General features: G+C 41.5%; 11 protein-coding genes and 1 pseudogene. 4 read left to right on the top strand and 8 right to left on the bottom strand.

Features of this window, described 5'->3' with window-relative positions; genetic code table 11:
* Positions 1 to 439: 439 nt before the first annotated feature.
* The 5 genes from M0Q51_13695 to M0Q51_13675 all read right to left on the bottom strand — a co-directional run bounded on the left by M0Q51_13695 (position 440) and on the right by M0Q51_13675 (position 4,699).
* The gene (locus M0Q51_13695; GenBank protein MCK9401029.1) at positions 440 to 1,060 is read right to left on the bottom strand and encodes a tetratricopeptide repeat protein; all 621 of its coding nucleotides are present in this window, start codon (positions 1,058 to 1,060) and stop codon (positions 440 to 442) included.
* The gene (locus M0Q51_13690; protein MCK9401028.1) at positions 1,041 to 1,388 is read right to left on the bottom strand and encodes a hypothetical protein; all 348 of its coding nucleotides are present in this window, start codon (positions 1,386 to 1,388) and stop codon (positions 1,041 to 1,043) included. Before M0Q51_13690 ends, M0Q51_13695 begins: the two co-directional genes overlap by 20 nt.
* Before the next feature lie 370 nt (positions 1,389 to 1,758).
* Entirely contained in the window at positions 1,759 to 3,048 is a 1,290-nt protein-coding gene (locus M0Q51_13685) for a hypothetical protein (GenBank protein ID MCK9401027.1), read from the bottom strand.
* Positions 3,049 to 3,162: 114 nt separating this feature from the next.
* The gene (locus M0Q51_13680) at positions 3,163 to 3,597 is read right to left on the bottom strand and encodes a hypothetical protein (protein MCK9401026.1); all 435 of its coding nucleotides are present in this window, start codon (positions 3,595 to 3,597) and stop codon (positions 3,163 to 3,165) included.
* 4 nt (positions 3,598 to 3,601) lie between these two features.
* The gene (locus tag M0Q51_13675; GenBank protein ID MCK9401025.1) at positions 3,602 to 4,699 is read right to left on the bottom strand and encodes a hypothetical protein; all 1,098 of its coding nucleotides are present in this window, start codon (positions 4,697 to 4,699) and stop codon (positions 3,602 to 3,604) included.
* 629 nt (positions 4,700 to 5,328) lie between these two features.
* Between M0Q51_13675 and cas1 the strand changes: the two are divergent.
* Positions 5,329 to 5,676, top strand: a pseudogene (cas1, locus tag M0Q51_13670) (CRISPR-associated endonuclease Cas1).
* 8 nt (positions 5,677 to 5,684) lie between these two features.
* Positions 5,685 to 5,978: a CRISPR-associated endonuclease Cas2 gene (gene cas2 / locus M0Q51_13665; GenBank protein MCK9401024.1), complete on the top strand. Its 294-nt coding sequence runs from the start codon at positions 5,685 to 5,687 to the stop codon at positions 5,976 to 5,978.
* Between the two features lie 799 nt (positions 5,979 to 6,777).
* Here the strand turns inward: cas2 and M0Q51_13660 are convergent.
* Together M0Q51_13660 and M0Q51_13655 are read right to left on the bottom strand one after the other, a co-directional pair.
* The gene (locus M0Q51_13660) at positions 6,778 to 8,406 is read right to left on the bottom strand and encodes a hypothetical protein (GenBank protein MCK9401023.1); all 1,629 of its coding nucleotides are present in this window, start codon (positions 8,404 to 8,406) and stop codon (positions 6,778 to 6,780) included.
* Positions 8,407 to 8,426: 20 nt separating this feature from the next.
* Positions 8,427 to 8,804: a hypothetical protein gene (locus tag M0Q51_13655; GenBank protein MCK9401022.1), complete on the bottom strand. Its 378-nt coding sequence runs from the start codon at positions 8,802 to 8,804 to the stop codon at positions 8,427 to 8,429.
* Positions 8,805 to 8,989: 185 nt separating this feature from the next.
* On the opposite strand from M0Q51_13655, the gene M0Q51_13650 reads away from it, so the two are divergent.
* The gene (locus M0Q51_13650; protein ID MCK9401021.1) at positions 8,990 to 10,411 is read left to right on the top strand and encodes a pyridoxal-dependent decarboxylase; all 1,422 of its coding nucleotides are present in this window, start codon (positions 8,990 to 8,992) and stop codon (positions 10,409 to 10,411) included.
* A 62-nt stretch (positions 10,412 to 10,473) separates the two neighbouring features.
* Positions 10,474 to 11,223 carry a ubiquinone/menaquinone biosynthesis methyltransferase gene (locus M0Q51_13645; protein ID MCK9401020.1) on the top strand — a complete coding sequence of 250 codons (750 nt, stop codon included), beginning with the start codon at positions 10,474 to 10,476 and terminating at the stop codon, positions 11,221 to 11,223.
* Positions 11,224 to 11,296: 73 nt separating this feature from the next.
* Here the strand turns inward: M0Q51_13645 and M0Q51_13640 are convergent, their stop codons facing one another.
* On the bottom strand, positions 11,297 to 14,092 hold the full coding sequence (locus M0Q51_13640; protein MCK9401019.1) for an insulinase family protein: 2,796 nt from the start codon (positions 14,090 to 14,092) through the stop codon (positions 11,297 to 11,299).
* Positions 14,093 to 14,241 lie beyond the last annotated feature (149 nt).

The following is a 14,241-nucleotide window of genomic DNA, read 5'->3' as shown; positions in this document are numbered from 1 at the left end:
ATGCGAATGAAACGAGAAGAAATTTTATTTTTCCTTTTTCGGTGGATATATCAGCGAAAGATTTTTGCCCCGGTATATATCCAATGCTGATGAAGGTTTAAAAAAGTGAATTAATAAGGATCAACTAGGTATATCCCTGGAGACTGTTAAAGACATCCTTGGCCATACCGATTTTAAAACGACTGCCATTTATGGAAGGATCCGCGACGGGAAAAAGAGAAATGAAATGAGCAAATGGGATATGACAATTGAAAACCGGGAATAACGTCAGCTGGTGGATAGACGTGATTAGTTTAAATAAATTGTTGCCTGTCAGCGTCCGACTTTAGGAGGACCTGACAGCTCGAGAAATAAAACTGAGATAAGTTCAAATTGGACAAATTAGGATCGATCGAGAAAGATTTTAATGGAAAATCAAAGACAAGTAATTAATGCCTTTTCAATTACAAAACTCCAATACCCCCTTTTCCACAGCGTAACCTAACTCAACAGATTTCCTGATGTCTTTGCAACCATCATCTTTCATACCTAATTTTATATAACAAAGTCCTCTGTTATAGTAAGCAACCGGATACTCCTTTTTTTCAATAGCCTTATTATAATCGATGATTGCATTTTGAAAATTTCCAGCATCAAAATATAAATTAGCCCTATCATAATATCCTTCAAATCGATCAGGATTTTTACGGATAAATTCATCAAAATTCAATTTCAACCTGTTAAATTCTTCAGAGGGAATTACCTTGCAATATTTCTCCATGACTTCTTTTGCTTCTTTATATCCTAATTCATCTGCTTTGCTAAGATTTTCACATATCGAATCTTTACTTGCATTTAACAAGCCTAATACCTGAGCTCTCATAAAATATGCTTGACCATATGTTGTATCCTGCTCTATAGCTTTTGTAAAGGAATTATAAGCCTCATTATATTTTTCCTCTTTAAACTCCTTCACTGCCTGAGAATAATAAAATTGCGAACTTTTCTCCTGCTTGCAACCAATGCATAAAAGGAAAACTAAAGCCGTAGCCCAGCTTGTATTATTTATATATTCTTTCATCCCAGACTCCTTGTTCATTTTTTCGATAGACTTTAAATGTCGTTGTCCCTGAATCTTTAACTATTGAATCACCAATTATGATATGATTATGCACCTTTTCACCATTGATACCAATAAAAATCCATTGATTATCAATCTTTATGTGCGGTAAGCCTCTATAACCTTCGTTGTATTTTATTTCATTTATGATACCATGCAATTCCATTTCTATAAAAAATTTATTTGACTCCTTAGTCTTATAATACCCGCTAAGGAAAAACAAACCCAATACAAGCATAATTATGATTAGAATAACTATCTTGGTTGAATTATTGAGATAATATCCCATTTTTCTATCATTTGTCCTTATGCAAAAAATATTGATAATAAAGTTACTATTATATAAGTAATAACAAGAGAACTGCCTATCCTATTGCCCCTTAACGTCTCTCGTTTATAACGCTTTACTATATTTATGTATCTATCTTTATGGAGGAATAAAATATAATTTGCAATAAACAGAACTATTCCAATAATGATTATTCCTATTTTATAGCTATTATTAAAATTCCCCAAAGTCACATGAAAAACCTTAATATATATGACAATGATATTTATAAAAATCAGAAAAGATAAGGCGTACATTGCTCCCCATTGATTATTGCCCTTTTTGTTTATCAATTGGGATATCTTATAATACAAGTAATAATAAGGATTCATCACCTTTTTAGATTTAGTAAAATTGGAATTCCCAAATAATTAGGTACCAGGATTAAACCACTATTATTATACAACTGTTGGTTGCTATCAAGATATTTATAGAAATCACTAAGCCCACCAGCAGCGTCAATAACGCCTAATCCAATTCCGACAGGTGTAGTGGCTGGAAAACACGTTAAACTCGCTGATATTAATGACACTCCTAATTGCCCATAATCTCCCCAGCTTTTATCGGAAATAATAAAATTAGTAACTCCTATTCCAGCGCCTATAAATGATGTCCCATATCCAACTCCTTTTCCGAGTTTTGATAGATTGAATGTCTTAGCATATTGATTTCCTCTCCAAGCATTTTCATACCATTTTAGGCTAATGCTTCCACTTTTCATAAACCTTATGCTGCCGTTAACTTCATAAATCCCATATGCAGCAGCATTAAAACCATTATTAGTCCAATTTAACCAAGAAGGTAAAGGATTGATTCCACCTGAATATACAGTTTGAATATTATTATAAGTGTAGGTAATCATCTCTGCTGTAGTAGGTCCTACAGGGGCATTTGATTCTACATCATCACTTCCCCAGTTGGGGTTAGTATACCAATGATTTATACAAGATCCTTGTCCGCCACCCCCTTGGCTATCGGGCGGAATATTTCCGGTACCAAAATAAGTATAGCTGCCATTTGGCGGAGGATTGAAAAGAGGAGCATTATTGCCCCAAGATCCACTACCACCACTCCACCAACTAAACTGGTTATTTTGATCAGGTGCAGGTCCTTGCCTCTGTCCACAACCGCCACGACCGAAAGGCCACCATTTTGGCGGCCATTCCAGTACCGTTCCGGTATAATCAGTAAAATAAACTGGATTATTCCCCATCCCCACATATGGACTTGCAAACTGTATCACAGGATCTATAGCATGCCAGCGGCCAAGTTGGCTGTCGAAACGGCGGGCGTGGAAGTCATACCACCAGAGGTTGAAGTCGCTAGTGATTTCTTTGGCCTGGTAAAGGTATCGGTTTTCTAAACCCGCCACATAATTCAGTCCTCCCAATGTCATGCCGAAGGGATAATAATGGTTTTCCTGAATCACATCGGCCTGGTGGTCACGTTCCGGATCGCCGAAAACAACCCGCACATTGCTCAGGTGGTCAGTCAGAAAATATTCATAAACATACTCATGCTCCTGTTCAGTAGGAATAGCTCTTCCTCCTGGAGTGAGCAGAAAGCTCAACTCGCTATCTTCATAAACCAGGTTGCTGCAATAATCGAAGGTATGAGTCATTTCACCGTCGGTTGTAATAAATTACGATCCCTATCAATACATGACAACTTATGTATGTATAAGAATTGGTTTTATCTTTGGAGCACTAAATTAACAACCAACAATATTTTATCTTCATTTATCATAATGAAGATCCGGTAAATCATTTCCTCGCACTCTTTTTAAAGAATCCATATTTTCTAAAAAATAATGCATTCCTTCACCATCTAATAATCCATTACTCCATTGATAGTAATATTTTCCAACTATAAATATAAGACTATCTTCATGGTTAATAGGAGATTTGTAAAAGTAAATCGTATCCTTAGCCATTTCCAAATGGTAACAATATTCTTTATCGGAATAGTTTTTTTTAAAATAAGCAAGTTCTAAAATACAAGAGTCAATCTTATATTGAAGATTAGGCTTCAATTTAAAAATCCCCATGAAATATGTGGTATCTCCATATACTCTCTTAAGATTATATTGAGTTTCCCATGGGCAATCACTATAATTAACCATTTTCCAATGAGTAATTGGTAAATGTGGATTTAATCTGTTTAACTCCATTAATTCATCTTTGATGCAATGCCCCTGGAGATGGCAAGAGTAAATTATTATTGTTAGAAATAATAAGGTATAAATTTTTGTAATAACCGCCAGCATACCACCAAGGTTTTTCATATTTCCAAATTAAATTAAATGCTTTTTCCCATAATTTATATCTAATTCCAAATGAAATCTCAAAAATATTATTAGGGAAACAATTTCCACAACTGGGATAACCTTCGAAAACTATCGCCCATATATTTTCCCCAATTTTGATTGGTGCAATACCAGCTACTAAATTTTCTTCCCTATGAATATCAGATGGACCGGGTGTACTCCAATAAATCATTTCATTTTCAAATATAAAATCTCCTCTATACATAAATCCGAAAGGTTTTCCGGATTGTCTGACTGAATTCATATCAACAATTTTTCCAATAGGAATATCGCGAATATTATTTTCAAAGATGAAATTAGCCCAATTTAATAGTTGATATGACGCATCTTGTAATGATAAATTGACCGGATTTGGATAAATTAAAGTTGTAGCCTGAGGATAGACGTTTCTAGATTTAATATAATTAGATCCCATAAATATATCCACCATATCCGGCCTTGAAGGCCCGTGCCTAGCCAATAATGGGGAAAAATAGGTATCTGTATGTTCTGCATAACCGATATTAGGAGATCCTCCTACTCTGCGAATTGTCCCACCCGGCCCGAGATCGATTTCCGATTCTAATATATCACCACCACCAGTACCTATTCCACTTCCAGGTCCGATATAGCCTCCTGCGTAACTATTACGGCCAAACCAACCTTCGTAATTTTTGAAACAGTGATTTTTATTTCCTGGCCATTGGCCACCAAATAATATATACCAGATTCTCCAATCTCTAATTCGCATTCCATCGGGATCAGTCATAATTAACGGATTATTCCCCATCCCGAGATACGGGCTAGCAAACTGGCTAGCAGGGTCGGGAACATGCCAGCGGCCTAACTGGCTGTCGAAACGGCGGGCGTGGAAGTCGTGCCACCAGAGGTTGAAATCGCCTGTAATTTCTTTGCCCTGGTATAGGTAGCGGTTTTCTAAACCGGCTATATAATTCAGGCCGCCCATGGTCATGCCGAAAGGATAATAGTGGTTTTCCCGGATGACTTCTGCTTCATGGTCTCTATTCGGATCGCCAAAAACTACTCGTATATTGCCAAGATGGTCAGTTAAGAAATATTCATAAACATATTCATGCTCCTGTTCGGTAGGAATAGCCCTTCCTGCGGGAGTAAGGAGATAACTCAACTCACTGTCTTCATAAACCAGGTTGCTGCAATAATCGAAGGTATGAGTCATTTCGCCGTCGGTTATGGTTTCTCTGAGCTTGGTGCCATCGGCGGCATAAAGATAGTTAATTCTTTTTGTTTGAGAAAATACGATTTCTTCAGGTAAATTTAAGTGATTATAAGAAACAGAAAGAATTCCCTTGTTATCATCGACCACGAGGTTACCATTATTGTCATATTCGTATTCCACCGTACCGTATGAGCTATTATCCTTGAAATCATTGTTATATGTTCCTGAATTGGCAATATCATCCTGGACGGCTTTCAGCTTATTGCCATCATAAGTGTGATTCAATCCGTCCATTTGACCATATGTATTATTGCCACCCTGTGTACCGGTCAATCCATTCCGATCCAAAGTCAATATGTTCCCATTGTGGTCATAGGAGATATCAGATACATCATACCTACCTTGGTTTTTTGCATCGCGATCGACCGGGAAGGGCTTCCCTTGCTCTTGACCTGATGGAAGAATTTCGTCCATATCTGGCTGACCGACTGGTACTATCTCTTATTAACCGCAAACAAGTCACAGCAGGTGGATTTAAAAAAAATGATGCTGGTGGAGTTTTTATGACAGATGATACCCGGAAAGAAATAATCACTGCATGGCAAAAAAGGAAACAGAAAAATATCCTTCATCCTTTTCTACTTGAGGATATTCCTGTCGGTTTGTTGCCTTATGCCCAGGCATTATTGTTTGCCAGGCATTTACGGGGTGACCTTGATAATTATCCTGTTTTTGTAATGAAATAGAGAATATTATGATGGTATTGATAACCTATGATGTAGAAACAATGAGTCGAGCAGGTCAAAAGCGCTTAAGACGGGTGGCTAAAACATGTGAGGACTATGGTCTTCGTGTTCAGAATTCAGTATTTGAATGTGTGCTTGATCCGGGCAAATTTGCGCAATTAAAGTTTGATTTATTAGAAATTTTAAATCCAAAGAAAGATAGTTTGCGTTTTTATTTTATGGGTTCAAATTGGGCCGGGAAGGTTGAGCATATAGGAGCAAAACCTACGATAAATCCTGAAAAGGATTTTTTAGTGGTATAATCTGCGAACCTTGAGTGATCAGCATAATGCTGGATCTATCGCAATTATTATAAATCAATGACTTACGGTGACAGAATATTTAATCAAATCATAAAAAGTTCATTGAAATCTTGAATCGCGAAAAATGCAGCATAATTAATTATAAATTAGCAAGTTATATTTGTACAGTCGCGTCCCGCGTGGGACGCGGGGATTGAAACAGACTCTAGCTGCAACTCTGGCTGTTACTCTTGCTGTCGATTTACAGTTTAGACATGGGGATTGAAACTTTTGAGTTTGTGTCCTCATGGAGGACACAATTTATATCGTTTTAAATTGAGAAAGTGGATAGAAACTTAATTAAATTTTTAGTTTGTTTGATTCTTTAAACGTTTGGTTAAAGCCAATCTTGGATTGTCCACTGAAATTTGACTAATTCTACCTGATTATATTAAGTCATTTGAAGTGGTCGCAATTTGCGTCCACCTCTTGTTTTTCCTGCTCAGAAAGCTGAAACAGAAAATCGGACAATACGATCACTGTTGTCCGGTAAAATATTTGTGTATCCGCTACGCGGAAATAAATGTCTTGTAATTGTCACCGCTACAATATCATATCCGCTACGCGGAATTAGCCGTAAGCGATTTAGTAATGTAGAAAGAATATGACCCCTGCGATCTAAATACCTCGTAGAGGTTTTACAGATAAAGTATTTTAGAAGGTTATTGTTGTTGAACCCCTGGTAAATGGAACATCGTCCATCGTCCATGCGAACATCTTCCATGACCCATCATTGCGAACTGCGAACTGCGAACTGATCTCACTTCTTCCGGTTGATCTGGTATTTCTTCTGAGGCAGGATGGTGCGTGTCATTCCGCTCTGGATGGTTTTCCAGAGGTAGTTGATGATCCCTTTGTTTTTGTCGCGCTCATAACCGATCTCTACTGTTACTAAATCTTTCCCGGGAGCGGGATTGTCGGATAATGCCACAGTATTGACAAGTGCGGATATAAACCCCCTTTCCTTATCGGGATCTTTCTTCAGTAAAGCAACATCCAGGTCTTTATACAGAAATTCCATCCAGCCTTTTGAATTATTATCGTTGCCGGAGAAATCAAAAGTCATCCGGTTAAGCCTGCCATCTTTGAAGGTCATGTTCATCGAAGGCTCCATCATGTCATTCAGCGGGCTCAGCTTCATGGCGCCTACACTACCGGTACATGTAAATTCATGAAGATTTCCTTCAAGCGGTAAGACCAGTTCTACCTTCAGGTTTCCTTCACCCATTACTTGTGCATTAAGGAAAATACGCATCTCTTCAGCCATAGTGCTGTCGGCTGACTGGTTAGAAAGCCCAAAGGTGCTGAGGTTAAAATCGTTGAGCATAATCTCTCCGGCTTTTACATCCCCTTCGACTAATTCGCCGTATCGGATATTGGAATTGGTGACCAATAAAGTATCGATCAGCAGGGGAAAATTTATTTTGAGGAATAATTCATTGTAAAATGGAGGAAAGCGGCTGAGATCCATGGCGACATTCCTGTCACGGTATACATCGGCGTCGAGGCTATCGATCAGGGCCTTCGAAATCTCAAGCGGCTGACCGGCCAGCCATCGTTCCAGACCAATACCGTCGATGTTAATACGGTTGATTTTCAGATCAAAACGATCGTCCTGGCGGGTCAGTTTTTTTGAAAATTCCGTCTTGTCATAAAGCGGGGTGAATCTCAACCCTTCCAGTATGATTGTCGAATCTAGACGGTTCAGGGCGAATTTCTCAAGCTTTACATCATATAAACTTGATTGCGGATTCAGATTAATATACGAAATATTAAGTCTGACATCTCCATATTTCAAGACGAATTGCTTATCATCGCCGGTTTTCTCCAGGGTAATCTGCTGGGCCAAAAAGCCGATATCCTGTGAACTGGCCAGCAGGACTGTATCCCTGAATACTTTCAGCGTTCCTTTGGAGATCACGATCCCTTGAAGCGACAATGATTTGAATGCTGCCGGTTTGATTTTTTGGGGTGATATTACTGCTGAGGCTTCTCTGACTTTATCTTGTTGAAGGATTGGGATATGTATTTCCACTTTTGGATTCAGGAAAAGGAAGTCACCAATGGAAAGCTTCTTATTAAACAGGAAATCCCTGATGCTGAAATCCGTCAGTTTTACAGATGAAACATTAAACTCCCACCAGACATTTTCTGATTTCACCAGGGTTGAATCGGGATAAACACTGAGGTCTTTGATGCTTATAATACGCGTGATGAGATTTACCTTCAGTCTTCCAAAATCGACCCGGTGGTTAAGTGGTTTATTTTCATCAAGAAAGGATCGGACAAAGGGCTCGATTACGCGACCAGCATACCTGCCGGTCAAAAACAGGATGGTTCCACTTATTAAAACGAGCAATATTAATGCCCAGAATATTTTTTTTTTCATAATAATTAGGGGGTTAGGGATTAATTATCTTCATCCTGACCTGAGCCGGATGCATAATCATCTTCTTTAAACTCCTCGAAAGAGATCTCTTCGGGTATCTCATCTCCGGTTTTTAATAAAAAGTCCAGCCCGGAATCCTGGCTGCTGAGCCTCTGCAGTGCCTCTTCATTCAAAAATTCATCCGTTTCGGATTGTATATCCTGATAAATGAACTCATCGATCAATGAGATCACATCACCGTAATTTTTGCTTTTGATTTCCCCGAAAAGTTCCTGGAATTCCGGGTCGCCCTTAACCTGGTCGCGGATATCCTCCACATAATCATCCAGTTCATCGTAATCGCCCATTTCAATGGTTTCACGGATGGTTTCCAGGTATTCGAATTTTCTCGTGTCCATAATAGTTATTTTTAGTCACCATATCTAATCGCACTTTAAATATAAGCATTTTTTTTAAAAAGCAAGAGGTTTTTCGAAAAATTGCGTGAAAAAACATCTTCAAAACTTAATGTTTAATTCATATTTCCGATACTGATATCTTCTAATTTTGTTAATGAAGAAGTTAAAAAAATAAGTTTAAAACAATGGACAATCAAGCGTTTCGCAGTTATGCCCACGAGTTTGTCGACTGGATGGCCGATTACCTTGAGCAGGTTGAAAACTTCCCGGTTAAGGCACAGGTCGAGCCCGGGGATATTTACAGGCAGATCCCCGAAAAGGCGCCGCTGAAAGGGGAATCTATGGCGGAGATCTTCATTGATTTCATGAAGATTATACTTCCGGGGATGACTCACTGGCAGAGCCCGAATTTCTTTGCTTATTTTCCGGCCAATTCGAGCTATCCCTCGGTTTTGGCCGAGATGCTGACGGCCACCCTGGGAGCGCAATGTATGAAATGGGAAACCTCGCCGGCTGCCGCCGAACTGGAAGAGAAGATGATGAACTGGCTGAAAAAGATGACAGGCCTGCCGAAACATTTCCAGGGGGTAATCCAGGATTCGGCTTCCACCGCCACATTGGTTGCCATCCTTAACGCCCGTGAAAAACATTCCGAATTCCAGGTGAATGAAAAAGGCCTGAAATGGTTCGACAGTTTCAGGGTATACTGCTCTACCGAGACACATTCTTCCGTAGAAAAGGCAGTAAAAATAGCTGGCATTGGCAGCCAGAACCTGGTGAAAGTCGGCGTGGATGATCAGTTCCGCCTTGATCCCAGGCTGCTTAAACTGGCTATCGAGTCGGACCTCAAAGTGGGCAACAAGCCAATTTGCGTTGTAGCTACGCTGGGCACGACGGGAGCCACGGCCATCGATCCGCTGGAGGAAATTGCCGGTATCTGTTCGCGTTATGGCATCTGGCTTCATGTCGATGCTGCATTTGCCGGCTCGGCCCTCATCCTGCCTGAATTCCGCTGGATGATCAAAGGGGTGGAGTACGCCGATAGTTTCGTCTTCAATCCCCACAAATGGCTTTTTACAAATTTCGACTGTTCGGCATATTTTGTCAAAGACAAATATTCACTTTTAAGGACCCTTCAGGTAGTCCCGGAATATCTGCGGACACAAGACCAGGGGAAGGTCAATGATTACTGCGACTGGGGTGTCCCGCTCGGGAGGCGGTTCCGATCCCTCAAACTTTGGTTTGTAATGCGCAGCTTTGGAACGGAAGCCCTGCAGGAAAAGCTCCGTCTCCATATCCGGCTGGCGCATGATCTGGCTGAAGTGATAGGGCAGGACATTGAATTTGAACTGATGGCCCCGGTTACTTTAAACCTTTTATGTTTCAGATACAAGCCTACAGGCATTGAAGATGAAAAACAGCTCAACGAGATCAATGAGAAATTGCTTAAGGATATCAATAAGACCGGGCTAATCTACCTGACACACACGAAATTAAACGGTAAATACGTCCTCCGCATGGTGATTGGACAGACGAATGTAGAACAGCGGCACGTCGATGAAGCTTGGAAATTAGTTCAAAGTTCAAAATTCAAAGTGCAGAGTTGAAGTTACAAAATTCAAAATTATTATCCACCACTTTGTTCTTTGAACTTTACTTTTGCAGCAGCATGAAAAATAAATCTCCACATATTGTCTCAAAGCAGGATCAGCAAAAAGAAAGCCGCCCGCTCTACAAGATTTTCACTGCTGTTCCGCCGAGTTATGACCTGGTCAACCGTTTGTTTACACTGAGGCTGGATGAGAGCTGGAGAGCCAAGGCAGCCAGGGAATGCCTGGCTGACCATCCTGAAAAGATCATGGACCTTTGTACCGGTACAGGCGACCTGGCCATCAGGATCGCTAAAATGAGCAATAGAAAGCCGGAGATCACCGGATACGATTACAGTAAACCCATGCTGGATATCGCAAAGCGTAAAGCCGCAAAAACCAGGCGGCATAATATCACTTTCCTCCAGGGTGACGCGGCAGCCATGCCTTTTACCGACGGTTATTTCGATGCTATAGGCATCACGTTTGCTTTCCGCAACCTGACCTTTAAAAATCAAGACACACCGAAATTCCTGGCCGAAATACACCGGGTGCTGAAACCGGGCGGAAAGTTTGTCATCATTGAGAGCAGCCAGCCGCAGTGGCCCTGGTTAAGGACATTATTCCGCTTTTATACCCGTTTTATCGTTTATCCGGTTGGAAGCCTTGTCTCAGGCAACAAGGGAGCTTACAAATACCTGAGTTATTCCGTGATCAATTACTATGAACCGGAAGAGATCTGTGACCTGCTGAAAAGTTATGGCTTCTCTGAAGTGACTTTCAAACGCCTCACTGGCGGTATTTCGGCTTTGCATGTGGCGGTGAAATGATCCGGTATCGTTAGTGGTAAGTAAAACGATCCGGGCAGGAAGATTACTTTCGTCCAATCGACCAATCGCACAATCATTTCACCGCTTCTGCCTTCCCAAATCCGATCTTTTCAAGTGGTTCCATTTGTGTGGCGGCATCACCGGCAATCACGTAGTACATTCTTGAAGGATCGATGTACTTTTCTGCCAGGGCTTTATGCTGTTCCAGTGTCATGTCACTGACGATTTTTTCCTGTTCTCTGACATAATCTACCGGCAGGTTATACATGCTGATATCCTGAAGCATCCTGATCTTGGCGCCAAGAGTCTCGAACTCCCTGGCTTTGGATTTATTCAGGGAATTTTTTGTGAAGGTCAGATCTTCCATGGGGATGCCCTTCCGGTAATCTTCCATGAGTTGTTTGAAGATTTCTAGTGATTCGAAGGTGGCTGAGGATCTTACACTGGAAGAAGCAATAAAAGTGCCGGGAATGTAAGAACCTGAGAAGCTTGTCCGTGCGCCGTAAGTAAAGCCTTTCTCCTCCCGCAGGACCAGGTTGACGTTACTGTTGAAAGAGCCGCCAAGTTTCTGGTTCATAACAATGGCAGCGTAATAATCTTCATCGTTGCGTGAAAGGCCCGGTCCGCCAATATTAATAACCGATTGCTTGGCGCCGGGGATATCAATGAAATAGATCTTCGATTCAGCAGGTGGAACAGGGAAGGAATATTCCGGATAAATAACCTCCTTTCCGGTCCATTTTTTACCAAGGCTTTTCAATGAAGCAAGGACTTTATCTTCCGTGATGTCACCGGCAATATGGAAACTGGCCGCTGCAGGGGAGAAATTGGCCTGGTAATAAGCCTTCAGGTCATCCATCGTGATGCCGGCAACAGTAATTTCTGTGCCCTGACGGTCGATTGAAAAAATATGTTCCGGGCCGTAAACCAGCTTCATGAACGCGTCTCGGGTCAGGGTGTTAGGATCGGCCTTAGAGCGGATCAGACGGTTTTGCAGCCTCGATTTGGACATTTCAAATTCTTCGGCATCCCATCGGGGCTCCAGCAGGATCTCTTCTACCAGAGCAAGAGCTTTATCATATGTCCTTTCAAGTGTGTTTACGCTGATGGTGATATCGAAAGTGGAAGCGTTAATTGAAATATAGGCGCCCAGCTTTTCGATCTCTTCTTCCAACTCCTGCGGGGTTTTATTTTTTGTGCCTTCCATCATCAATTCCGCAACAAGGTAAGCCGTGCCGGCTTTATCCAGCTCATCCAGGTAATGCCCGCCTTTCAGCACGATATTGAACTGGACCAGTGGTAATTCATTATTTTCGACCCCGAGTACCCGCATACCATTATCCAGCTTTCTTTCCCACACAACAGGCAAGTTCAGCATCGGGTCAGGCCCGTCGACAGGGATAACGTTGCGGTCGAAAGAAGAAGGTGTCTGTCCGATGACTTCTTCTTTCATCTCTTCAATGGATACCTGGGTTGCGTTTGTAATATCTTCTTCTTTGACACCGGCATCCACAGAACCTTCAGCGATGAGCTGCAGCTGGCCTTTTGGTACAAAGCTGGTGGCTAAATAAGGCTTGTCTTTGATATATTTTTCGTATACCCGGAGAATATCCTCCCTGGTCACTGCTTTCAGTTTTTCGATATCAGTTTTGTAATACGACGGATCTCCTGCATATTCGTTATAGGAAGCCAGTTGAAAGGATTTCCCGAGGATGCTGCTGATACCGTTATAAAAATTCGTCTCCTGGCTGGCTTTGATCCGTTCGACATCTTCTTCTGTAAATCCGTCTTTTTCAAACATTCTGAAGGCTTCGAAGATCCCTTCTTCCACATCTTTAAGGCTTACTCCGTCATTAGCCGTGACCACAATGCCGAAACTGCCGGTAATTTCCTGGCTGTTGTTATAAGCATTTTGACTGGTGGTTAGTTTTCCTTCTTTTTCCAGGACTTTGTATAAAGGAGCCTTTTTTCCCTGCGACAGGAGCTGGCCGAGGTAAGAGAGCGGGTATGAATCATCGCTGTATTCCTCGGCTGTTGGCCACATCATCCGGAACTGGGGAGCTTTGGCAAAGTTATCTTCATGATAAAGCTTTTTGGTTCTTTCAAGTGAGAACGGAACCGGTGCCGGATCGGTGACAGCATTTCCACTGGGAATTTCGCCAAAGTACTTTTCAATCAGTTTTTTTGCCTCCGCAACGTCGAAATCGCCGGCAAGCACCAGGGTAGCGTTGTTAGGCAGGTAGAATTTGTTATGGAATGCTTTAACATCTTCCACCTGCGCGTTGAAGAGGTCTGCCATTTCCCCTATAACGGTCCAGCTATAAGGATGCCCGTCGGGATACAGGTTTTTGGCGATCACTTCCTGGGTGAACCCATAGGGTCGGTTATCATAAGATTGTCTTCTCTCGTTCTGAACGACATTTTGCTGTACGGCAAAAGATTTTTTAGTCACCGTATTAATCATAAATCCCATCCGGTCGGATTCCATCCAGATAATTTTCTCCAGGGCATTTTTCGGGACGATTTCAAAATAGGTCGTAGCATCGCTGGAGGTGCCGCCATTGAGGGTGCCGCCCGCATCCTGGATCAGCTTGAAGAACTGGTCTTCGGGGACATTCTCCGAGCGCTGGAACATCATATGCTCAAAGAGGTGAGCAAAGCCCGTACGGCCTTTCACTTCGCGGTTGGAGCCCACGTGGTACTGGACGGCAAGCGCGACGATCGGGTCTGACCGGTCGATGTGGAGAATGACATCCAGGCCGTTGGCCAGGGTATATATTTCGTAATCTATTTTCAATTGTTTTTCCTCTGGGCTGGAACCGGACATCATCATCACGGAAAGCAGTAAAAGTAATGCTGTTCTTCTCATAATCTGAAATTTTGCATAAAACTATGAAAATTCCTTGAAAAAAATGACACACCACGTTACACATAGTTTCTATTGAATGCTCTGGCCCGATTTTTGCAAAACATTTGAAAATATTTTGAATCATTTAGCATCATATGAATATTTTTTGA

The organism is Bacteroidales bacterium (genome assembly GCA_023229505.1).
GTDB lineage: Bacteria > Bacteroidota > Bacteroidia > Bacteroidales > JAGOPY01 > JAGOPY01.
The sequence above is the reverse complement of the archived record's forward strand: the minus strand, read 5'-3'. Positions and strand labels throughout refer to the sequence as shown.